We start from the raw sequence: 21,868 nt of genomic DNA on the forward strand, positions 1-21,868 counted from the left end.
TACTAATGATAGGCGACAATAGTTAGATGCCAAGTTTAATGTTAATTATTGCTGAAAGCAAATTATTTGCCAGCTTATATTATTGGTGTTATGTTTAAGATGTAAGTGGTAACATAGTTTTGATATCGTATAATTAGAAGTTTAGAAAAGAGACTATTGTAAAAGGAGAACAAAATGACAATTGCAATTATTGGTGCAGGAAATATTGGTCGCGCGATTGCAACCAATTTATCAAAACATGGGCAGCAGTTTTTACTCGCAAATCGTACAGTAAGTAAAGCCAAGCATTTAGCTGATGAAATTGGCGACAATGCTACTGTCGTGACGGTCGAAGAAGCTATTGATCAAGCAGATACCATCATATTGGCAATTTTCTTCGCTGACGAAAAACAATTGATTGAAAAATACCAGCAACAACTTGCAGGTAAGTTAGTGATCGACCCATCAAATCCGATTTCGTTTGATGCAACTGGCACAATGAGTCGTACGTTACCCGATGGGGTTTCGGCAGGTTCTGAAATTAAAAAACTTTTATTAGCAGATACTTTATATGCAAAAGCATTTGGTTCTTTAGATGCTAAGACACTTATAGCTGGTGGGGACTACCAAGATAGTCAAGTTATTTTGTATTTCGCTGCCGATACGTCAAAAGCTATCGACAAGGTCAGCGAACTTATCACTAACGCTGGCTTTGCGCCAAAGTTAGTCGGCACGGTTGATGAATCAGCACTTGATATTGAAGTGGGTGGTGCATTACATCAAATGGGTGGCTTAAATGGCGCTGTACCTACGCTCGACAGCGTTAAATAGAATAGTTTGAATTCCTGTAATTATTAAAAAGCAACACACCTATGATGTGTGTTGCTTTTTTGTTCGGATAAGTTACTTTAAAGCATTCTTTACGTTATAATTCGAAATTTATCACTATAAATCAATCCAATAGCGACACCAATATTTAATCCAGTTATTGAAAATCGTTTCATCTGATAATTGTGATTCTCTAAATGTCATTTTAGCCTCTAAAGTAATGTAGAAATTTATAATCATCATACCACATTAGAAAAACAACAATTATTAAAAGTAATAAAGTTATTATAAATGAATCCAGATTAAATAATGGCTATATAATGATTTATTATAAAAATATCATGTTTACTAAGTTGATGAATTGTGTTAAAATTTTGACAAAATGACTGTGAAAGGTAAAAAGATGACTTATATTTTTCCTAAAAAAATCAAACGTGGTGATGAAATACGTATCATTTCACCCAGTTCTTCAATTGATCGGGTTGGTGGTTTTGATGAGAACTTATTGGCTAAAAAGCGGTTGGAAAATCAGAGATTTAAAGTGACATTTGGTAAGCATATTTTAGAAACTGATCAATTTCAGTCAAGTTCCATCCAATCGCGAGTTGCTGATTTACATGAAGCGTTTTGTGATAAAAATGTAGCCATAGTAATGACAACAATCGGTGGCTTAAATGCTAATGAGCTGTTACCATATATTGATTGGGACATTATACGACATAATCCTAAAGTTTTTGTTGGTTATTCTGATACTACTAGTTTGCATAATGCTATTAGAGCTAAAACAGGACTAGTTACCTACTATGGTCCAAGCTACTCATCATTTAAGATGGATGAGTTACAGGATTTTCAAACCAAAGAATGGTTAAGAGCAATGACTGAATCAAACTATGAATTACGTGCAAGTCATTTATGGACTAGTGATAAGTGGTTTAACCCCAATTTACCACGGCATCTTATGCCAAATAAGTGGAAAATATACAATCATGGACACACAAGGGGCGTGACAACTGGAGGGAATATACAAACATATTGTCTGCAATCAGGTACAGTATTCTTCCCTGAAATTAAAAATCCAATCATTTTCGTAGAGCAATCTGAGGGTGGCGAAGCACTTGAATTTTCTAGAGAACTTGCCCAGATTTTACAAATACATGCGGATATAAAGGGGTTAATCATTGGTAGATTTCCAACTGAAAATAAAATGTCTGCATCTGATATTAAATTTATATTAGACAAGTTTCCAATACTGAAAAGTATTCCTGTTGTTTATGATATTGATTTTGGACATACTCAACCTATATTTACCTTCCCATTAGGTGGTGAAGTATCACTCGATGTCGAAAAAAAGAATGATGTGTCAATCACTGTTTTAAAAGGATGATTCAGATGGCGGTTAAGTCTTTAATCAGTGTGAGCCAATAAAAATTTTTGAATAGCTTTTAATGCTAAATCATATCGCCCAGCTTGACAATGTTGTTCGCCACCAGTTTCTTTGGTAAAGATTTTAGTTTCGAGTGATTTTGCATTTATTAATTCTTGCTGCTCGCACTTTAAATCTTTAAATGGTACATATTGATCATCTTTTCCAGCAAGTAATAACACGTTTTGATTAACTAAATGTCCAATACCTTTGATGGTGTGCTTTTCAATTTCTTGTAATAGCGCGTAGGGCGTGTTTGTGCCGGTATTTTCATATCCTTTTGTGAACAGGAAGTTAAGGTTAGAATTAACTTCAACTAAAGGCGTAATTAATTGGTTTAATTTGACGTTGTTATTTTCTTTTAATAATTGGCGAATAGTTGTCTGATCATTTTGAGAAAAATCTTTTAGGAAAGTGTTTAATCCATCGTAGAAAAAATCAAAACAAATAACATTTTTGATTCGTTTTTCATAGGCTGCAGCTCGAACAGCGAAATAGCCACCCCATGAAACACCCATGACATCGACTTGATCTAAAGCAAAGTAATCAATTACGGCACTTACGGGCTTCTCAAAGTTAGATATAAATTTAATATCATTATCAATTAATGCACGTCCTTGGCCAGGACCATCAAAGAAAATAATATTATAGTCTAAACCTTGAAAGAAATTAATCGCAATTAAAAGTTCTTCCATAAAACTGTCAAAACCATTGATGATAATTAATGTTTTGCTAGCGTTAGCTTTAATATTGACTTTTATTGCTGGTAGATACTTACCTTCATAAGGCACTTCATAATTTTCATAATTGATTTCCGTATGAGAACGATAGAAATTATCTAAATAACGATGGACAACTTCTTTTTTATTAGTATCATACTGACTTAAATAGAATTGTGCCAGTCCAAAATAGGCGCAAGCAAGTGTAAAATCACCATTTTGTTCTCTGGTTTCTCCTAATGTAAACCAAGTTTGGTACCAAGAATCCGCATTTGTTAATTTTGGAATAGCTATTTGTAAATCATCTTTAACTTGCTGGTTTTCCTTGATTTCTTCAAGTTGTCGATTGATTTGTAAATTCCATTGTTGATTATTTTTGACATATTCGTAAAACATGTTCAGACCTCTTTCTTTATTTAATAATTTTATTATAATGAAAAGAGTGAGGGACAACAATTAGCAAAGCTATTGATAATGTCCATAAATGGACATTATATTTTGAAATGTCTATTTATGGACAGAAAAGGATAGTTCTGTATGACAGATATCAGACCAACTAAAACAAAGCAAAATATTGAAAACGCATTTATTAACTTACTAAATGAAAAAGAATTGCATGCAATTACTGTTGAAAACATTTGTAAAAAAGCGTTAACGAGCCGTTCTACATTTTATTTACATTATTTAGATAAATACGATTTATTAGCCCAAGTAGTTGATACACAAATTCTAGTGTTCGAACAAATTGTCAAAAAACGACTTGATGGATTAATTTCAGGACACTTTGAAGAGACAATTGTGCAGTTTTATAATGAGCTGACCGATAGGCAATTAATCATTCAAACATTGTTTTCAATTGATGAACCTGGATACAATTTAAAAAATAAATTTGAACATATACTTTATCAATACTGGTTAAAATATTTGATTAACAAATCAAACAGTAGACATAATGAATTAATAGCTAAATTTGGGGCTAGTATAGTTTTTGACACGCTAAATTGGACTTTTGAACACGGCATTGATAATGACACGCTAAGTTTTGTTGAAAATATTAGAAAAAAGTTGCTTGATATGTCAAGTTCTTTAAAGTGAGCGTAAGGCATATTAGTTACTGATAAGTGTCACATAGGCACTTTAAGAAAACTTAGGAGAATGACAGTATGGCTTTAAATCCTGATGAAATGCAACAAGATATTTATAATTTGATTTTGAATCCAGCAACAAGGGAATGGGAACGAGAGATAATGGTGCAGGCCAAAGATAAGCGTGCTAGTGTTACTTTTAATTCGCAAATCGATACATTAAAATCTGATTTGCAACCATTAGCTATTCGAAATAATTTAACGCCTGATGTCATGGATTTTTATCTCAAAATAACTGGCCAGTCACAACCAGATTCATATGATCAAGTCAAGTTACATGATGAAAAGGACCCACCATATCAGGAACGTGCTATTTTTGCAGGTGGCTGTTTCTGGTGTATGGTAGAGCCGTTTGATACACGACCTGGCATTAAAGCAGTTATTTCAGGTTATACAGGTGGTGCATTACAACAACCAACTTATGATCAGGTGTTCAGTCAAAATACTGGTCATGTGGAGGCTGTAGAAATCCTATTTGATAGTCGTATCATAACGTATCAACAGCTAGTAGATGTTTATTGGCAATTAATTGACCCAACAGATAATTTAGGCCAAATCGATGATAGGGGCGAGAATTATCGACCAATTATTTTTGTAAATAATGACCAACAACGTCAAATTGCTGAGCAATCAAAACAAGCGCTTATTGATACTGAACTTTTTTCACGACCAATTGTGGTCGAAATTAAATCTGCAACGGTGTTTTGGCCTGCGGAAAATTTTCATCAGAATTTTTATAAAAAAAATACGCAACGTTATCGAAAAATTAAGCGATCAAGACGATTATATTTATTTTTATTACGATCAAAAAATACTGTTCGCCGTCTATTTAAGAAAGAAAATTAGTATGATTTAGTAGGGTATCTCTATATTTGTTTGTTCATGAGAGACGCTAAATAAATGATTGGGGTTTATTAACTAAATCCTCTTAAAAAATGTAGAATATCGTCATAGCTACCTGCAGTATATGTTGGCTTTATGTCTTCTTTTCTTGGTTCATTGTTGGGATTAAACCAAATATTCTTCATCGCAATAGATGAAGCACCTTGGATATCTGCGGATAATCTGTCACCAATCATTAGTGTATTGTCCACATTAATTTCCGGATTTGTGTTAATTATAAATGAAAAAAATTTTGGATCTGGTTTTCTGAATCCAATCTCTTCAGAAATGAAAATCATATCAAAATATTGATTGATTCCAGATCCTAAAAGGCGAGAATGTTGTGTATTAGCAACACCATTAGTACCTACAAAAAGTGTGAATCCAAGCTCTGTCAGTTCTTTTAATAAAGCAATTGCCCCGGGTATCACATAGTAATTTTGATCTAACTTCTTTCGATATTCTTTTTCTAATTCTCGGCCATCGGTTGATATACCCATTAACGCCAATGTATCCGAAAATCTATTATCTAAAAGTGGTTGCCTGTCGTAACCTTTTTCAATTTTCTGCCAAATAGAATCATTAATTTCATTATAATTGGTGAAAGCTCTATCTAAATCAATGGCACCTTGCTTTTTTAATATTTCTCGCACACCTTCATATTCGCCACGTTTAAAGTCTAAAAGTGTATCGTCTAAATCAAATATAATATTTTTAATCATCAGTTGTTCCTCTATTTTTGTAGTTAAAAAGCACTTTACTTAAACTAGTATAATTGATATGGTAAAATTATAATATGCTATATCACATATCTTGGAGATGTTATGATTGACGATTTGATGATAGATAAATATAAATTATCTTTTCTCCCACAAGAGGTACTTGTCGGTAGTCATATATGTTATTTTGAAAATACAGAAATAATAATGACTTCAGAACAAATTAAAAATTCAGCAACATTGTATTATCTTGTAGAAGGTCACGCTAAAGTGACCTTCCTATCACAGGAGGGTACGATGAGTTTAATACAGTTCTTTTATCCTAAAGACTGGATAGGGGAGCTTGAACTGAATGGCGTAACAACACATTCAAAACAAGTTATTTCAATAGGAAAAACACGATGTATTGGTATCCCACAGTCACTTGTGCAAAAATATTTATTAAATAATGTTGTGTATTTGCAAAATATCAATCACTATTTAGCCAATAAGGTGCTCAAAAGAACAAACTGGATGATTGTTCATAAATCTTATGCCTTCAAATATCGCTTGGCAACATTTATTCTTGATGATTCATATGAAGATAGATATAGTGAGCCACATCGTTTAGTTATGGAATATCTTGGCGTAAGTTACAGGCATCTCCTTTATACTTACAAAAAATTTGAAGAAGACGGTTTAATATACAAATTATCAAGAAACAAATACCAAATCGATTCAAAAAAGTTAAGATTATTATATATCGACGCATAATGTGTATGAACAAATATTGCCTAAAGTTCTTGACGAAACGCAGTAAACAGCAGGAATAACAAAAAGAGCCCAGTATGGGTCCTTTTTTTATTTTGTAATATATTAGTGAGTAACTTTAAAAATTAGGATTATACGGATCATTATCATAACTTTTTTAAATAATGAATTATATAACAAAATAAAAAACATTTATCACAATAAAAAACATTAATATATAAACGATTATCAATCATTTTACTTATTTATGTTTGATTCATCACCTTTTTATGTGATATAATGAACATGTAAAGAGAAAAGGAGTTTTAATTATGACAGATCGGTTAAAGAATAAAGTTGCTATTATCACTGGTGGTACACTTGGTATTGGCTTAGCAATGGCTCAAAAGTTTGTAGAAGAAGGCGCTAAAGTTGTCATTACTGGGCGTCGTGCTAATGTTGGTGCAGAAGCGCTAAAGACAATTGGTGATGAATCAGTAGCACGATTTGTTCAACATGATGCATCTGATGAAAAAGGCTGGATTGATTTATTTGAAAATACGATTAAATGGTTTGGTCATGTCGATACGGTTGTCAATAATGCCGGTGTTGCAATTGCTAAAAACATTGAAGAGACAACATATGAAGACTGGAAATTTTTGCAATCAATCAACTCTGATGGCGTTTTCTTAGGAACTAAGTACGGTATGCAATATATGAAAAACCAAGCTGGTGGTGCCTCAATTATTAATATGTCATCTATTGAAGGATTTGTTGGTGATCCTAACTTAGCTGCTTATAATCATTCAAAAGGTGGTGTCCGCATTTTGAGTAAGTCAGCTGCACTACATGCAGCATTGAATGACTATAACTTACGTGTCAACACGATTCACCCAGGATATATCAAAACACCATTGGTTGATGGTATTGATGGTGCAGAAGAAGCCCAATCACAAAGAACTCAAACACCTATGGGACATATTGGTGAACCTAATGATATTGCATATATGGCAGTCTATTTAGCTAGTGAAGAATCAAAGTTTGCAACAGGTGCTGAATTCGTTGTTGATGGCGGCTATTTGGCACAATAAGTAAAATGCTATAGATATAGAAAAAGCAATCAATGTAGAGATTGCTTTTTTTAGTGACTCGATGTGACGATGTGGACACAGATAATTACTATCATCATAATAGTAATCAGAAAAAGGCGGTTTGCTTTGACAAAGCCGTTAAAATAGGCTATACTCATTAAAACTAGGGGCGCCAATTGGCTGAGAAGTACCCTTTGAACCTGAGATGGATAATACCAGCGGAGGAAAGTGATTTGTGATGCAACATTAACTTGTTAGCAATGCATATTTAACTCAATTTTTAGAGCACTTTTGTCCGCTGGCATGGGTGCTTTTTTCGTGGAGGTAAAGCATGGATTTAACAGAGGTTAATCGACAAATTGAGACACGACAAGGTGAGTTATTAGATTTAGTGGCGCGTCTAGTTGCATTCGAAACACCAGCACCACCAGCACGAAATACGCGAGAGGCTCAGAATTTTGTTGCTGATTTTTTACGGCCTTTAGGTTTTGATATTGATCAATGGGCATTGTATGAAAATGATGATATCGTGGTTGGTACCAAAGCTGGCGATCCGACATGTCAGAGTTTGATTATTAACGGACATATGGACGTTGCAGCGTTAAATCCTGATGAAAAATGGACATTTTCACCGTTTGAGGCTGTGATTCATGATGGCCGAGTCATTGGGCGCGGTGTATCAGATATGAAAGGCGGCCTGGCGGCTGCGTTATTTGCATTAAAAATTTTGCATGATCAAAACATTGTCTTACCGGGTAAAATTCTTTTTGAATCAGTGATTGGTGAAGAAGTTGGCGAAGCCGGTACGAAATCAACAATTGATCATGGTTATACAGCAGACTTTGCGCTTGTAATAGATTCAAGTGATTTAGAAATTCGAGGGCAAGGGGGTGTTATTACAGGGTGGGTGACGATTAAAAGTGACCAAACCTACCATGATGGCTTACGTCGTGAAATGATTCATGCTGGCGGTGGTTTAAGAGCGGCAAGTGCTATTGAAAAAATGGCAAAGTTAATCATTGGTTTGCAAGAATTAGAACGTGATTGGGCGATTAACAAAACCTATCCGGGTTTTCCTGCTGGGACGAACACGATTAATCCAGCAGTGGTCGAGGGGGGTAGAAATGCAGCATTTATTGCAGATGAAGCACGTTTATGGATAACGGTTCATTTTTATCCAAATGAAACTTATCAATCTGTCACATCGGAAGTCGAATCATTTGTGACGCGCTTAGCACAAGCAGATCCATGGTTACGAGATCATTTACCTACTTTTGAGTGGGGCGGCAGTTCAATGATTGAAGATCGAGGTGAAATTTTTCCATCCCTAGAAGTAGATGAAAAGCATGCTGCAGTTCAAACATTGTTAGACGCCCACCTAGGTGCTTTTGGTGAGAAAACCAAACTTTCTGTTTCCACAAGTGTAACGGATGGTGGTTGGTTTGGTGATGCACATATTCCTGCTGCTATTTACGGACCTGGCGATTTACGCAATGCGCACGCAGTTGATGAAAGCATTTCAGTTGCGCGTTTGGTGCAATATAGTAAATCCTTGGCACAGTTTATTGTCGCGTGGACACATACTAAAAAGGAGTAGATATGGGATTTAGTCATGAAATCATCACAGAAATTGACAACATTTGGCAAGCTAATTTGAACCATCCATTCGTGCAAGAAATTGGTGCTGGTACTTTGCCGGTCAAAAAATTCAAATATTATATGATACAAGATTATGTGTATCTTAAAGATTATGCTAAAATGTTTGCCCTAGGTGCTCTCAAAAGTACTGATTTGGCAACCATAACGCAGTTTTCAAAAATCCTGCATGCAACTTTAACTGAAGAAATGGCATTGCATCGTCAGTATGCTGCGCGATTCAACATTAGTGAAGAGGCGTTGTCATCGGCAGAACCGGCACCAACAACTTTAGCATACACAAATTATTTGCTATCAGTTGCCCAAAGTGGTGGGCAGGCAGAACTTTTAGCTGCATTATTACCTTGCATGTGGGGATATGAGGCGATTGGGAAAAGTTTAGTCCATTCACCGGGTGCCAAACATGCATTGTATGGTGAGTGGATTGCAATGTATAGCTCATCTGATTTTGGTAGTCTAACTGAGTGGTTAATGCAAAAATTTGATACCATAACAGCGCAACAGACATCAACCCAACGCGTGCACTTAACGACTATTTTTAAAAATGCATTACGCTATGAGGTACTCTTTTGGGAAATGGCTTATCAAGAAGAAAAGTGGGATGTTTGATCATTTTTTAGATTAATGAGTCTGTATTTTTTTTAATTTACGTCAAATTCTTACATTGCTGACTAGTGACAGATGATTTGTGGAATTTTTCTTAAATATTAGAGTTGATTCAAACTCAATCCACCATTTGAATTCACGTGTCACTAAACTAAATAACTTGCCATTGGTGCGCTGTTCAAACACGCACTTTTTTTTGTTTGAATTTTAACATGTTACGTTCTTGATAAGGTATGATTTGTTGATCTAGTAATTTTTGACTGGCAATCTCTGATAAACATGTTTTGACAACTTTTAATTTGAATTCATTTATATATTGAGCCATATTAAAACCCGATAACTTTCTGGACATTTTATTTTGTCCAAGTTATCGGGTTCAGTTCATGTTTATTACTGTCTTTTTATTTTAATTGAGCGAAGCTATTGATTAAAATATAGGCTTATTTATCTAATGACAGAATGTTTATTTAAATCCAATTGAGCCTAGTTTTTCATTTTTAACGCTTCGGTAAATTATAATATCGGATGCAATATACAAAACTGTTAGTGTCAGAGTGACAGAAATTGGGAGCCAATTAGCCCCTGACATATCGGGTTCCCCAGATAAATTAAAGAAAAGATCTGACCAATCAATAAGCGCATGTAGTATTATTGGAACAATGATCGATTTTGTTTTGACGTACACAGCTGCAAAAAGAAATCCCATTGCAGCAGCGTATATGACTTGATACAAAGTATATGCTAAGTTTTGTCCACCATATAACGTGTTACCTAAATGAATAAGTCCAAAAATTAAACTAGATAATAATGCAGAGTATAAGAATTGATAATTACTTTTTCTAAATACGTGAGAAAAATAGTTGAATATTACACCACGAAATATAGTTTCTTCAAATAATCCGATAATAAGCGATGACACTAATGAAACAATTAAAGCTACAAATATTTGACCAATAGGTAGTTGATGAAAAATGGTATCTAAAGATTTTGAAGCAACAATATTACCAACAACTGTTGCTAACATTGAGGTAGTTGCAACAACAGGAATTGCCCATTTTTTGATTGTGAATCCAAAATTAAATTGCCAAACCAGCTTTATAAGTAAAATGTATACTATAATAAATGGCAACTCATAAATTGGGAATCTTATGCTACCTAAAAATTCTCTGCTATCATTTAAGATACCTATCGAAATACGCATTGTAAGTGATGGGAAAATTAGAGGAATTATGCCCATAACGATTAGTAATTTTTTTTTCATAAATTAGTTCTCCTAGATATGTATCATTTACGTTTATCATTTTAACATGGAAATAATAGGAAAAGGTATTTTAAAATGGACACTTTAAACAAAAATGTCCAACATTATTTGAATAAACAGTAGACATCATAGATTAAATTATTAGATATCGTGACAATAGTGTTTTTACTTGAAACCTGCACAGCAAGAATACGGGTGAATAGATTTCTATATAGATTGATAGTACTAATGTCATACATTATGAAAGAAGTTTTAATCACAAATAATAATCAACACTTGAATGTAAGGGGTTACAAGACTATAATATAGTTGTCATTAAAAAGGAGGAAATTCACATGGTTAAAGTTGCTGTTGTTACTGGTGGCGGACAAGGTATTGGCGAGGGTATTGTCAAACAACTCGCTTCAGATGGTTTTAGTGTTGCTGTTGCGGATTTGAATAAAGATAATGCAACTAAGGTTGCTGAATCTGTTGGTAACGGTTCAAAAGGGTATTATGTTGATATTTCAAATCATGATGACATGTTCAAACTAGTTGATGATGTTGTCAAAGATTTTGGGAAACTAGATGTTTTTGTTAATAATGCAGGAATTGCACAAATTGCTGCCATTATAGATGCAAAGCCTGAAGAAATTACCAAGATTTTTAATATTAACGTCAACGGCACGATATATGGTGTACAAGCTGCTGCTCAACAGTTTAAAAAGCAAGGTAAGGGTGGCAAAATTATAAATGCTTGTTCTATTGCTGGACACCAAGCAGTTGAGTTGTTAGGAATTTATTCAGCTACAAAGTTTGCAGTGCGTGGTATTACCCAAGCAGCTGCGAAGGAATTAGCAAAAGACAAAATTACAGTTAATGCGTATTGCCCTGGTATCGTATTGACACCAATGTGGGATCAAATTGATGCAGCAATGGCGAAAATCTATGATCGACCATTGGGTGAAACAAAACAAGAATACATTGATGGCATCGCTTTAGGGCGTGGTGAAGAACCAGCCGATGTTGCAAACTTAGTGTCATTCTTGGCTGATGAAAAATCAAATTATATTACTGGTCAATCAATTTTGGTTGATGGTGGTATTAATTACGTATAAAATTTTATTATGACGAGTAATGATTGTGATGTAACAAAGATATTCTCTGGCATTAGTCACTAAAAATGTGATTAAGAAAAGGGATTTTTTTATTGCTATAAAAATAATCATTTCAATAACAATTAATGGGATTACAATAATAAACTATTTAGAATGTTTTCCAAAATTTGATATATAACGGTAGCGTTGATTGATTCAAAAGCAACTTAGCAGATAAATATATTGCCATACTAATCGGTGAGCTTAATTTAATAGCATCAAATGAATATTATTGAAAACAAAAAATATTAATGTTATTCTATTCACAGAAGAAAAAACACAATCCGGTAGGTAGTCCGGATGTAGATTATATCTAGCAGTAACCGGCCTCCATGGTTGTCCATCTTCTGAACTATTTTACTTTTATGGAGGTGTCAACATGTGCACGGTAACAAGTTCTTTAACAATTATTTTTGATCCGCCCTATTATAAAGGAATCTTTGAAGTTAGTAAGGCTAAATCATATGCAGTAGCAGAAATAAATTTAGGTACATCCGAACCTAAACTGCCTTTAATTCAAAATTTTATTTTAGAAAATTGGTCAAAAATTCATTTTTTTACCAAAGAATTAGAAAATAAAATAGAGAAAAACAAGATTAATCCAAAACGATTACAATGTGTAGCAAAAAAGCAAATTAATCAAGGAGTTGGTACAGGTGCTCAAGTCGCTTTAAAAGAGCAATTAAACGAACGAAAAATGAAAAGGAAGTCTTCGAACACTGCTCATAATGAAGTTCTAAAGCAGCGAAAATTCGAGATAAAACAAGAGAAGAAGAAAGCAAAACATCGAGGCCATTAATCTATGTTGTCAATCAATACAATATAAAAGATCGCGGTGCTTTTTAAATATGACACATCCAAACGATTTAAGCGACAAAAACTTCAGCTTTGAATAATTAAACAGGAAAGCTATTAATGTTAAAAAAACGATATTTCAAAATTGTGATAGTTGTAGTAATCGTGATTATTGTAACTATTTTATGGTATAGGCATAGTGTTGGTAAAAGTGACCAAGCGGTCAATGTTGATCAATCTCAATATATTCCAACACTTTATATTCACGGATGGGGTGCTGGCGCTCGTTCTACTAACAGTATGATTGATTATGCCGAGAAAAATTATAATGCTGATCAAGTATTAACAGTAATCGTATCAAAAAAAGGTGATGTCAAATTCCAGGGTAAATGGACTAAAAAAATCAATCGACCAATCATTCAAATTGTCCTACAAGATAATAAAAATGGTAATTATAATGTAACTCAAAAGTGGTTTAAAAATATTTTAACCAAATTACAAAGTACCTATCATGTTAAGAAATTTAATACTGTTTCACATTCGATGGGAAATTTAATAACAATGTATTATCAAATGAATCATGGCAGTAATGATAAATTACCAAAACTTGAGAAACAAGTAAATCTTGCTGGACATTTTGACGGTATAATTGGACTTGATGATAAGGTTAATCGTAATTATTTTTTAAAGACTGGTGCGCCACGTTATCAAAACGATAGTTTTCGTGATTTATACCAACACCGCAATAATTATCCTAAAAAACAAGTAGATATCTTAAATATTTACGGTAATCTTGATGATGGTACGAATTCAGATGGTCGTGTTTCAAATGTTTCTTCTAGATCATTAAAATATATTTTACAAGATAGATACCATAGTTACCGCGAAATCGAAATTCATGGGGTCATGGGTCAACATAGTAAATTACATGAAAATAACAATGTTAATCGTCTAGTGGGAAAATTTTTGTGGCAGTAACCCTGAATTAATATGGTGAGTTAACAATATGAGGAATCATTTATGCCAATATATTCTAAAAATACGTTGGTACTAAGTATCTGAACTATTATTCAGTAGATTATTATCAGGGTATTTTTATTAGCCATTATCGATGACTAAACACCTTCAGAGCAAAATTTTACAAAAAGCTTACAGAGCTAATACATAGGTATTTTATACTAAAGGTATCAACTATGAGGAGATGGACCTATGCAACTGACAGGTAACGGTGTGAATATGACAACGCTTGAAACGCCTAAAAAGGGCTTTCAAACGACGATTGGTGAAAGAAATGTATTGATAATTTTACTAGGTATTGGTGTATTGAGCCTCGCTGTGGCAACGTTTTTTGACAAAAATGTAACAACCACTGTGATGGATCAAAACTCGATTTTTGGTAATGTTTTTCAAAATTATGCGGATCAAGGGGCAGGCATTGTATCCTTTGTTGCCTTTGAAATTATTGCATGGACTATTTGGCGTCGTGTTCAAGAAAATGTGTTACGTTACGTAGTAACAGCTGGTGCATTAGCCTTTGCATTGAATCAAATGCTAGCTATTTTACAAGATATGCTGAGTTATACCTATTCAATGTTCAATAACTTGTCCAAAGGGATACCAATGGGTGTAGCAAATAACACAACCGCTGAAAAGAATTATCCTGAAATATTACGTTGGGGGCTAGCAGTTGTCTTAACAATTCTGTTGTCTACCATATGTTACAATTGGATACAGAGCAAGAGCGAAGCCAATGTGAGCTATCTAGTAACGGCTGCATTAGTCGGCATTGTAGTAGTTTTTGTAGCACAAACAACAATTGGAGATATGAAATCCTTATGGGGACGATTTCGCCCTTATGAAATGACAACTGTTTCAGGTCAAGTTATGAGTGAATTCACGCCTTGGTATCACTTGAATGGTATCAACGGGCATAACTCATTTCCATCTGGGCACACAATGTCCGGTTGGTTATTCTTATATTTAACATTTTTTGTGCCACGTGGTCATGTTAGCTTGCAAAAAAAGATGACAATATTTGGCATCGCTATGGGCATATTAACAGCAATGAGCCGTGTCCGAATTGGTGCCCATTGGTTGAGTGACGTCACGGTATCCAGCATTATTGTTGGGCTAATTATTTTTATGGCAAGTCGACTGTTGGCAGCCCATTTTGTTGAACCAACAACAGATGTGTTAAAACAATAGCAATTAAATTAAAATACAATAATTTTTAAAAGAGGTAGCTTGCTAGTTAAATAACTAACAAACTACCTCTTGTTTCATTTAATTACCTGAAAAGACAAATTTTCCTCAAGTTATGAAGCACTATGCCCTTATGATATAATCAATTATCACTTTAATTTTGAGAATATTTAAGAGGGATGAAATGGCAAAAATTTTTATTACATCTTATTTGGCTGGTACGCAACAAAAACTATTAGAATTCATGTCGAAGACTGATAATGTTCAAGACCAAATTTTATTTATAACAACTGCTGCAAATGTTGAATCCTATACGAAATATATGGCTGATGGCATAAAAATGTTGCAAAATCTAGGATACAAGTTAGATTTTCTAGATATTACCGCAGAAAATGAATTGACATGTTATCAAAAAATAGAAACAGCAAAAATAATTTGTGTAGCGGGTGGAAACACATTCTACTTACTTCAAGCAATTAAACAAAAAAGCTTATTAACATTACTACGTCATAAAATTTTGAAAGATTGCTTATATATTGGTGAATCAGCAGGTGGCATTATTCTTTCAAAAAATATTCGATACTGTGAGACGATGGACGATAAATCTTTGGCTCCTGATCTAGAAAATGATGCATCTCTTAATGTCATAGATTTTTTTCCATTGCCACATTACATCGAAAAGCCATTCATTGAACCTGTTAAAGAAATATTTGAAGTATACAAGTGTCAGATAAACTTGGTTCCAATTGATAATAAACAAGTAATTACTATTCTAAATGATGATATAAAAATATATTAATCTTAAACAGCATGGGGCTATTGTAGTAATATTTTCAAATTGTTCATATGCAAGTCAACCAATTTTGTCTGATGGTACGTTTATTATGTATAATGGTTTTAAATGATGATTAATAATTATAATGTAACAAATGTTGAGAATATAAGTGACAAGACAACCAAGGTTTTTTCGAATTCAGGGAATATTCAGCCTGTTGCTGTAAAATTGTTGTCAGGGCTGGATTTAGTTTTTCATGATTATAATTCGATAGCATAGAAAGAGCCGTAGCGCTAACTACGGCTCTTTCTATGTCTTTATTATCGTATGGCTTCTGAGTGTGGTGGACTATAACACTGTAATATCTCGCTTATTTAGTTTTATTTTCCCATCATGACTCAGTTTGTTAAATAGGCGACTGAGTGTTTCGGGTGCGATATTCAGTGATGCAGCTAATTCCTTTTTTGTACCATTCAGACGAAATGTTTTTTGCATGTTGATATTGGACATTTTGTTTAAATATAGCATTAAACGTTCATCTGCACTTTGTAACGACAGACTAATTTGCAAATTTTCTAATTCAGTAATTCGTTTACCATAGGCATTTAAAATCTTGATAGCTAATTCTGGATGTTGATGTAATAGATCTTGAAAGTTTTTTCTCCGAATCATGCAAATTTTTGCGTCTGTCTTTGCGCGCGCAAAATGATGATGTTTTTCATCGGTAAATAAAGAAGCTTCCACATTCATTTGATGACTATGTAAAGAATATAGTAATATTTCCTGACCGTTGTCATTAACACTCAAAATATCAACCTGGCCAGAGTCAACTAAAAAAAGTCCCGCTAAATCATCATCCGGATGATAGATATAACTGCCAGACATATATTCTTTTTGGTGAGTTGAAATAGTGACTAATTGGGCAATTATTTCATCAGCTAAATCAGAAAAAATAGGAGCAGATTTCACACATGCAAATTCAGAATGTGACATATTTCACTCTTTCTTGACGTAAGTCAATTTTTAATTACTGATTAAATTATACAATAGAAATATAAACTTAGTCTATGAAATATTGGAGGTTAATCATGAAGGTAATTATTATTGGTTCAACGCATGCGGGGACAGCTACAATAAAGTCTATTTTGAAACAACACAGCGAAGTTGAAGTGGATGTATATGAAAGAAATGACAACGTATCTTTTCTTTCATGTGGTATTGCTTTGACTGTTCAAGGTGAGGTTAAAGAAATAAAAGACCTGTTTTATTCATCACCTGAAATATTAAAAGATTTAGGTGCTAACATTCACATGAATCACGAGGTAACCGCTGTTGACAATGTTAAAAAAACAGTTACAGTTACTAACCTAGTGACAGGTAAGACGTCTGTTCAACACTATGATAAACTCGTAGCAGCCACAGGATCTTGGCCTATTATTCCAGGTATTCCAGGTATTGAAGATAACCGAATTGTATTGTCTAAAAACTATACCCACGCTCAAGAATTAATTAACTATGCTAATGATGATCGTATAAATCGTGTAATCATTGTGGGTGGCGGATATATTGGGACAGAATTAGTTGAAGCTTTCAATGTTAAAGGTAAAGAGGTTACTTTAATTGATAATCAGCCTACTGTTCTGAATCGCTATTTTGATGAAGCGTTTACGAAAAATGTCCATGAACTCTTTCTATCACATGGGGTTGCTGTTGAAACTGACAAAACTGTTCAACGCTTCGAAAGTCAAGATGATGCAGTTGTTGTACAAACAAATGATGGCAGTTTTGCAGCAGATTTAGTTGTGATGTCAGTTGGTTTCCGACCAAGCACGAGTCTTTTTAGTGGCAAACTAAAGACTACGCCTAATGGCGCATTGATAGTTAATGACTATATGCAAACTAGTGATCCTGATATCTTTGCAGCAGGAGATTCAGTAGCTGTGCATTATAATCCAACCGGTGAAAACACTTATATACCTTTAGCAACAAATGCTGTACGGCAGGGAACACTCATTGGTTATAATTTAATGGCACCAAAAATTAAGTATATGGGGACACAATCAACGTCTGGATTAAAATTATATGACTTAACTATGGCATCTTCTGGCTTGACAGCTGCGCATGCGCGTGAGCTTGGGATGGATGTTGATTCCTTGACAATGACTGATAATTTTAGACCCGAATTCATGTCATCGACTGAACCAGTTTTGATGAGTATTACATGGGATCGCAAAACACAACGTATTCTTGGCGTGCAACTGCAGAGTAAGTATGATATTGCACAGTCGGCAAATGCAGCTTCCATTGCTATTCAAAATCGCATGACGATTACCGATTTAGCTTTTGTCGATATGTTATTCCAACCATGGTTTGATCGACCATTAAACTATTTGAATATTCTAGCCCAAGCAGCACTAGATAAAGCCAACGGTCAGTAAAAAGCATTTCTGTATAAGAAGTGTTTTTTATTTATTTGAAATGATATGATTGGTTAACTGCTTTTTATGGATTAGTAGTATTTTCGGACATGGATGTTTGCTTGTAAACTAGCAGTGAACACAAACGAGAGGAGACAAAAAATGGATATTAGAAAAGCAGAATTGGAAGACAGTGATAAAATCTCTGAATTGGTTTATAAGGCATTTAAAAATTATGAACTTTTCAATATACCAAGTAATCATTCATCAAAAATAAACGCGCTGCAAGAAATATTTAAATTGAATACGATAGCCTATATTAATGAAAAAAGTTGTTATGTGTGCTTCGAAGATGGTGATTTAATTGGAACATTTAATTTGATAAATCTACAAAATAGTTCTGTGACCATTTTTGATTACTTGAAAGCTGGTGCCGTTGTGTCGTTATTTAAAATTATTATGTTGACCACTAGTAAAATACTTAAAAATATTATTAAGGCAGATAGCATTTTAAACGAATATAAGCCAAAGTACTGGTATTTAGATACGCTGGTCATTAGTCCACAAAAACAAGGAAGCGGTTTTGGATCACAAATAATCACCCAAATTAAAAAGATGATTCAGAATAAATCAAAGCAGTTTAATTTGAGATTGATTACTAATTCAAATGTTAATGCCAAATTTTATATAAAAAATGGATTTTCAATCACAAAAAAAGAAACTTTTACTATGAAAGAAAATAAGATTACAACATGGTCATTTTTATACCAAGATACAATCATATAAATAGCTCTGATTCTGAGATTTAATAATTAAGTTCGTGCCAGAATGGTGTTGCTCTAAATAGCCTTAAAGGTAAAATCACTATCAAAAGTCATTGAAGTAACCAAACAAAATTTATATTATTAAACCCCGCGTTTTATGGGTATTATTTTGTACTTCAAATTCTTAATAGCTGTGTGTGTTAGAAGGATATGCGTTATTATAATTTGAACAGTTAAGCTAGCGATCATTTTCAATACTCTAGTTGCCAATAATGACTCATAGTTCAGATTATAAACAAAGGCAATTAGACTTGTATTAAATAAAAAGCTAATGCCAATAACCACAATAATATTGACCATAATTATACGAAATAAAGTTGGTCTAGTTAATAAGCCATATGTTGCCCCAGCTAAAAGAGAAGGTATCAAAAACCAAAATGAAAATGCACCATTTCCCATTATCGTAAATGCTAATATATTAGATAATATTGCTGCCAACATCGTTAATTTAGGACCATATAGATAACCTGCTATAACTAATGCGATGAACCCAAAGTTGACACTAGCAAATGATGGACCAATACTGACTTTACCTAAAATATTGTTAATTGCAATCAAAACCGCAATGCCTGTAACCTTATGTATGTCTAATTTCATGAATTTTAAACTCCTTTCCCAATAATGACACTTGTGTCATTTCATAAAGTGAATTATACTATAATATGACATTAATGTCATATTATAATTTCATGAGGAGGAGGCTTTTATGAGTGACAAAACGTTAACTAAGAAAAGTGAAATCAAAAAATTAGCAATTTTGAACAACGCTCGAAAAGTTTTTTCTAAAAAAGGGTTTTCAGCCGTTACGATGCAAGATATTATTGAAGCTTGTGGTATTAGTCGCGGTGGTATTTATTTATACTTTACTTCTGTTGATGACATTTTTTTTGAAACAATGACACAACGTTCAGTTCATCAATTTGATAAAATTCGTGAAGCTGTGATAAAACAACCAAGCTTTGAACAAATATTAAATGATTATCTTTTGGAACACAAAAATCGTCTCCTAAATCATATGGCTAACGGTTGTTCATTACTGCGAGCAATGTACGAATATTCATTTACACATCATTCAGATCGTGACAGAAGTTTGAAACAAAAACAGGTGAATGCGACTAAAGCAACAGTGAGATCAATTTTGGATCTTGGTGTTAAACAGGGTAAAATTGATTCTCATGATATAAAAATAATTGCTGATAACTTTATGTTTATTATTGAGGGTATGAGTATTTTGGCATTAACAGGTGAATTAAAAGAAAAACAAATAGATGATCAATTTGAAATGTTTATCAAAAAGTTACTTTAGAAACAGTACGACATATTCTAAATTTAAGTCAATAAAAATGCAGATACTCAAACTGTCAATTTGAAGTATCTGTATTTTTTTGTTATTTGGTTAATAGCCAGTAAAGATACTATAGATAAATAGTTGATGACATGTCAATTTTTCAACTATTTAGTTATATTACTGCTGGTAATCATGCTTAGCTGACCATTTTTTACTTGTTTTTCTTTGGAAAAATATTTGATAAACGAATACAATTATTGTCAAAACAATTAGTAGCCAAAACATACTTAAAAATGGTCCAGATTTTGTTGATAATGAATTGAGTTTACCTAGTCCACTGAGGAAAAAAGGTGTGGCGAAGGAGCCCAAATTTGCACCAATTAATATTGTTGAGTTAGCTAAGGTTTCTGAACCCTCCGGGGCAATCACACTGACTAACGAGAAAATATATGAACCAATCAGTGGATAAGAAATACCACAAATAATTGCACCTAGTGTGACACCTAAGACATTATGATAAGATACAATAACTAATGCGCCAAACGCCATAAATATTATGCCTAAAGGTAAGACAAATTTTTTAGCAAAGCCATATATTCGTCCGAAGAATATTCCTGTAACCATACCCATCAATGTATTGACAGAAATGATTAAACTGGCAACAGCGCTTGATTTAGATAGGTCGGTCACTATGATGTTTGGAATTTGAATAATAACCGAGGTCGAGCATGCGACCATTAGTGTCATCAAAATGGCCATAATAATAACTGGAAAATTAATTTTTTGCTTTTTATCACTCCTACCTGCAGGAATTGATGGTTCTGGTACGACTTTTAAGAAAAAGGCCAATAGTGGAAAGGCCAAAAGATAAATTAGAAATGAAGCATGCCAATTAATTAGAACTAGTGCACCAACGATTATGTTAAGAATTGAAACACCAATTTGTTCTGTTGCGGAACGGAATCCAAGCATTTGAGAACGGGTAGGATCCTCATAAAATAAATCAATAATTGTGATTGCCAATGAATTGAACAAACCAATACCGCAACCGACAATTAATCTGGAAATTAATATTAAAACAAAACTGTGAGAAAAGAATGGAAATACACCTGCAACACCAGTTAATATTAAACCAATAGTAATAGTCTTTTTGATGCCTATTTTTTTAGAAATAATACCTGATAGCAGCAAAGTTACCATAACTGAGAATTGCTGTATAGTTGCAATCATATCAATTTGTTCAACAGAAATATTGGGGAAACTTTTAGCCATTTCAGGTAATGCGGAAGATACTGCAGTACCTGTTGTTATCATAATAGAAACTGACAGGATAGCTAAGATAAAAACTTTTGAGTGGGGATTTTTTTCACTCAATGATAACACCTTCTTTTTT

Annotated in this window: 23 protein-coding genes and 1 riboswitch; of the genes, 16 read left to right on the forward strand and 7 right to left on the reverse strand. The window is 33.5% G+C overall.

Annotated features, from left to right (window positions below):
* The first annotated feature begins 174 nt into the window (after positions 1–174).
* Positions 175–810: an NADPH-dependent F420 reductase gene (locus tag HNQ98_RS01745; RefSeq protein WP_135197427.1), complete on the forward strand. Its 636-nt coding sequence runs from the start codon at positions 175–177 to the stop codon at positions 808–810.
* Between the two features lie 400 nt (positions 811–1,210).
* Positions 1,211–2,191, forward strand: a complete 981-nt coding sequence (locus HNQ98_RS01750) for a S66 family peptidase (RefSeq protein WP_223822766.1) — start codon at positions 1,211–1,213, stop codon at positions 2,189–2,191.
* 20 nt (positions 2,192–2,211) lie between these two features.
* On the opposite strand, the gene HNQ98_RS01755 is transcribed toward HNQ98_RS01750, so the two are convergent.
* On the reverse strand, positions 2,212–3,345 hold the full coding sequence (locus HNQ98_RS01755; RefSeq protein WP_135198144.1) for an alpha/beta fold hydrolase: 1,134 nt from the start codon (positions 3,343–3,345) through the stop codon (positions 2,212–2,214).
* A gap of 141 nt (positions 3,346–3,486) precedes the next feature.
* Between HNQ98_RS01755 and HNQ98_RS01760 the strand changes: the two genes are divergently transcribed.
* Both HNQ98_RS01760 and msrA read left to right on the forward strand, forming a co-directional pair.
* Complete coding sequence (locus tag HNQ98_RS01760; RefSeq protein ID WP_135197424.1) at positions 3,487–4,044, forward strand: TetR/AcrR family transcriptional regulator; 558 nt, start codon at positions 3,487–3,489, stop codon at positions 4,042–4,044.
* Between the two features lie 68 nt (positions 4,045–4,112).
* Positions 4,113–4,940 (forward strand): peptide-methionine (S)-S-oxide reductase MsrA, encoded by an 828-nt coding sequence (gene msrA / locus HNQ98_RS01765; protein ID WP_135197423.1) that lies wholly within the window; start codon positions 4,113–4,115, stop codon positions 4,938–4,940.
* Positions 4,941–5,008: 68 nt separating this feature from the next.
* On the opposite strand, the gene HNQ98_RS01770 is transcribed toward msrA, so the two are convergent.
* On the reverse strand, positions 5,009–5,698 hold the full coding sequence (locus HNQ98_RS01770; protein ID WP_135197422.1) for a YjjG family noncanonical pyrimidine nucleotidase: 690 nt from the start codon (positions 5,696–5,698) through the stop codon (positions 5,009–5,011).
* A gap of 102 nt (positions 5,699–5,800) precedes the next feature.
* Here HNQ98_RS01770 and HNQ98_RS01775 point away from each other — a divergent pair, with 102 nt between their 5' ends.
* From HNQ98_RS01775 to tenA, 4 genes are all read left to right on the forward strand, one after another.
* Positions 5,801–6,448, forward strand: a complete 648-nt coding sequence (locus HNQ98_RS01775) for a cyclic nucleotide-binding domain-containing protein (RefSeq protein WP_135197421.1) — start codon at positions 5,801–5,803, stop codon at positions 6,446–6,448.
* A 308-nt stretch (positions 6,449–6,756) separates the two neighbouring features.
* Positions 6,757–7,515 (forward strand): NADP-dependent (R)-specific alcohol dehydrogenase, encoded by a 759-nt coding sequence (locus HNQ98_RS01780; protein WP_135197420.1) that lies wholly within the window; start codon positions 6,757–6,759, stop codon positions 7,513–7,515.
* Positions 7,516–7,670: 155 nt separating this feature from the next.
* Positions 7,671–7,759, forward strand: a riboswitch (TPP riboswitch).
* A gap of 87 nt (positions 7,760–7,846) precedes the next feature.
* Positions 7,847–9,112, forward strand: a complete 1,266-nt coding sequence (locus tag HNQ98_RS01785) for an acetylornithine deacetylase (protein ID WP_135197419.1) — start codon at positions 7,847–7,849, stop codon at positions 9,110–9,112.
* 2 nt (positions 9,113–9,114) lie between these two features.
* Positions 9,115–9,780: a thiaminase II gene (gene tenA, locus HNQ98_RS01790; RefSeq protein ID WP_135197418.1), complete on the forward strand. Its 666-nt coding sequence runs from the start codon at positions 9,115–9,117 to the stop codon at positions 9,778–9,780.
* A gap of 175 nt (positions 9,781–9,955) precedes the next feature.
* Here tenA and HNQ98_RS01795 read toward each other — a convergent pair whose 3' ends face one another.
* Positions 9,956–10,102, reverse strand: a complete 147-nt coding sequence (locus HNQ98_RS01795; protein WP_172600973.1) for a hypothetical protein — start codon at positions 10,100–10,102, stop codon at positions 9,956–9,958.
* A 138-nt stretch (positions 10,103–10,240) separates the two neighbouring features.
* A complete protein-coding gene (locus HNQ98_RS01800; RefSeq protein WP_135197417.1) occupies positions 10,241–11,038 on the reverse strand; it encodes a CPBP family intramembrane glutamic endopeptidase in 798 nt (265 codons plus the stop codon).
* A gap of 335 nt (positions 11,039–11,373) precedes the next feature.
* On the opposite strand from HNQ98_RS01800, the gene HNQ98_RS01805 reads away from it, so the two are divergent.
* From HNQ98_RS01805 to HNQ98_RS01825, 5 genes are all read left to right on the forward strand, one after another.
* Positions 11,374–12,135: an acetoin reductase gene (locus HNQ98_RS01805; RefSeq protein WP_135197416.1), complete on the forward strand. Its 762-nt coding sequence runs from the start codon at positions 11,374–11,376 to the stop codon at positions 12,133–12,135.
* Between the two features lie 418 nt (positions 12,136–12,553).
* Entirely contained in the window at positions 12,554–12,973 is a 420-nt protein-coding gene (locus HNQ98_RS01810; protein WP_135197415.1) for a YjdF family protein, read from the forward strand.
* A gap of 116 nt (positions 12,974–13,089) precedes the next feature.
* Positions 13,090–13,947, forward strand: coding sequence for an alpha/beta hydrolase (locus HNQ98_RS01815; RefSeq protein ID WP_135197414.1), 858 nt, complete (start codon positions 13,090–13,092; stop codon positions 13,945–13,947).
* Between the two features lie 231 nt (positions 13,948–14,178).
* The gene (locus HNQ98_RS01820; protein WP_135197413.1) at positions 14,179–15,174 is read left to right on the forward strand and encodes a phosphatase PAP2 family protein; all 996 of its coding nucleotides are present in this window, start codon (positions 14,179–14,181) and stop codon (positions 15,172–15,174) included.
* Positions 15,175–15,355: 181 nt separating this feature from the next.
* Positions 15,356–15,970: a Type 1 glutamine amidotransferase-like domain-containing protein gene (locus tag HNQ98_RS01825; RefSeq protein ID WP_135197412.1), complete on the forward strand. Its 615-nt coding sequence runs from the start codon at positions 15,356–15,358 to the stop codon at positions 15,968–15,970.
* 324 nt (positions 15,971–16,294) lie between these two features.
* Here the strand turns inward: HNQ98_RS01825 and HNQ98_RS01830 are convergent, their stop codons facing one another.
* Positions 16,295–16,939 carry a Crp/Fnr family transcriptional regulator gene (locus HNQ98_RS01830; protein WP_019040004.1) on the reverse strand — a complete coding sequence of 215 codons (645 nt, stop codon included), beginning with the start codon at positions 16,937–16,939 and terminating at the stop codon, positions 16,295–16,297.
* 95 nt (positions 16,940–17,034) lie between these two features.
* On the opposite strand from HNQ98_RS01830, the gene HNQ98_RS01835 reads away from it, so the two are divergent.
* A complete protein-coding gene (locus HNQ98_RS01835; RefSeq protein ID WP_135198143.1) occupies positions 17,035–18,384 on the forward strand; it encodes an FAD-dependent oxidoreductase in 1,350 nt (449 codons plus the stop codon).
* Between the two features lie 141 nt (positions 18,385–18,525).
* Entirely contained in the window at positions 18,526–19,149 is a 624-nt protein-coding gene (locus HNQ98_RS01840; protein WP_184284895.1) for a GNAT family N-acetyltransferase, read from the forward strand.
* A gap of 119 nt (positions 19,150–19,268) precedes the next feature.
* On the opposite strand, the gene HNQ98_RS01845 is transcribed toward HNQ98_RS01840, so the two are convergent.
* A complete protein-coding gene (locus tag HNQ98_RS01845) occupies positions 19,269–19,784 on the reverse strand; it encodes an ECF transporter S component (RefSeq protein WP_019040140.1) in 516 nt (171 codons plus the stop codon).
* 109 nt (positions 19,785–19,893) lie between these two features.
* On the opposite strand from HNQ98_RS01845, the gene HNQ98_RS01850 reads away from it, so the two are divergent.
* The gene (locus tag HNQ98_RS01850) at positions 19,894–20,493 is read left to right on the forward strand and encodes a TetR/AcrR family transcriptional regulator (protein ID WP_135198141.1); all 600 of its coding nucleotides are present in this window, start codon (positions 19,894–19,896) and stop codon (positions 20,491–20,493) included.
* Positions 20,494–20,652: 159 nt separating this feature from the next.
* On the opposite strand, the gene HNQ98_RS01855 is transcribed toward HNQ98_RS01850, so the two are convergent.
* On the reverse strand, positions 20,653–21,849 hold the full coding sequence (locus HNQ98_RS01855; RefSeq protein WP_014974335.1) for an MFS transporter: 1,197 nt from the start codon (positions 21,847–21,849) through the stop codon (positions 20,653–20,655).
* Between the last annotated feature and the right edge of the window lie 19 nt (positions 21,850–21,868).

The sequence above is a fragment of the Leuconostoc carnosum genome, from assembly GCF_014207505.1.
Taxonomy (GTDB): Bacteria; Bacillota; Bacilli; order Lactobacillales; family Lactobacillaceae; genus Leuconostoc; species Leuconostoc carnosum.

Excerpts from the sequence above, each read along its gene's own strand:
- HNQ98_RS01745 (WP_135197427.1), top strand. The coding sequence starts at position 175 with ATGACAATTGCAATTATTGGTGCAGGAAATATTGGTCGCGCGATTGCA.
- HNQ98_RS01750 (WP_223822766.1), top strand. The coding sequence starts at position 1,211 with ATGACTTATATTTTTCCTAAAAAAATCAAACGTGGTGATGAAATACGT.
- HNQ98_RS01755 (WP_135198144.1), bottom strand. The coding sequence starts at position 3,345 with ATGTTTTACGAATATGTCAAAAATAATCAACAATGGAATTTACAAATC.
- HNQ98_RS01760 (WP_135197424.1), top strand. The coding sequence starts at position 3,487 with ATGACAGATATCAGACCAACTAAAACAAAGCAAAATATTGAAAACGCA.
- msrA (WP_135197423.1), top strand. The coding sequence starts at position 4,113 with ATGGCTTTAAATCCTGATGAAATGCAACAAGATATTTATAATTTGATT.
- HNQ98_RS01770 (WP_135197422.1), bottom strand. The coding sequence starts at position 5,698 with ATGATTAAAAATATTATATTTGATTTAGACGATACACTTTTAGACTTT.
- HNQ98_RS01775 (WP_135197421.1), top strand. The coding sequence starts at position 5,801 with ATGATTGACGATTTGATGATAGATAAATATAAATTATCTTTTCTCCCA.
- HNQ98_RS01780 (WP_135197420.1), top strand. The coding sequence starts at position 6,757 with ATGACAGATCGGTTAAAGAATAAAGTTGCTATTATCACTGGTGGTACA.
- HNQ98_RS01785 (WP_135197419.1), top strand. The coding sequence starts at position 7,847 with ATGGATTTAACAGAGGTTAATCGACAAATTGAGACACGACAAGGTGAG.
- tenA (WP_135197418.1), top strand. The coding sequence starts at position 9,115 with ATGGGATTTAGTCATGAAATCATCACAGAAATTGACAACATTTGGCAA.
- HNQ98_RS01795 (WP_172600973.1), bottom strand. The coding sequence starts at position 10,102 with ATGGCTCAATATATAAATGAATTCAAATTAAAAGTTGTCAAAACATGT.
- HNQ98_RS01800 (WP_135197417.1), bottom strand. The coding sequence starts at position 11,038 with ATGAAAAAAAAATTACTAATCGTTATGGGCATAATTCCTCTAATTTTC.
- HNQ98_RS01805 (WP_135197416.1), top strand. The coding sequence starts at position 11,374 with ATGGTTAAAGTTGCTGTTGTTACTGGTGGCGGACAAGGTATTGGCGAG.
- HNQ98_RS01810 (WP_135197415.1), top strand. The coding sequence starts at position 12,554 with ATGTGCACGGTAACAAGTTCTTTAACAATTATTTTTGATCCGCCCTAT.
- HNQ98_RS01815 (WP_135197414.1), top strand. The coding sequence starts at position 13,090 with ATGTTAAAAAAACGATATTTCAAAATTGTGATAGTTGTAGTAATCGTG.
- HNQ98_RS01820 (WP_135197413.1), top strand. The coding sequence starts at position 14,179 with ATGCAACTGACAGGTAACGGTGTGAATATGACAACGCTTGAAACGCCT.
- HNQ98_RS01825 (WP_135197412.1), top strand. The coding sequence starts at position 15,356 with ATGGCAAAAATTTTTATTACATCTTATTTGGCTGGTACGCAACAAAAA.
- HNQ98_RS01830 (WP_019040004.1), bottom strand. The coding sequence starts at position 16,939 with ATGTCACATTCTGAATTTGCATGTGTGAAATCTGCTCCTATTTTTTCT.
- HNQ98_RS01835 (WP_135198143.1), top strand. The coding sequence starts at position 17,035 with ATGAAGGTAATTATTATTGGTTCAACGCATGCGGGGACAGCTACAATA.
- HNQ98_RS01840 (WP_184284895.1), top strand. The coding sequence starts at position 18,526 with ATGGATATTAGAAAAGCAGAATTGGAAGACAGTGATAAAATCTCTGAA.
- HNQ98_RS01845 (WP_019040140.1), bottom strand. The coding sequence starts at position 19,784 with ATGAAATTAGACATACATAAGGTTACAGGCATTGCGGTTTTGATTGCA.
- HNQ98_RS01850 (WP_135198141.1), top strand. The coding sequence starts at position 19,894 with ATGAGTGACAAAACGTTAACTAAGAAAAGTGAAATCAAAAAATTAGCA.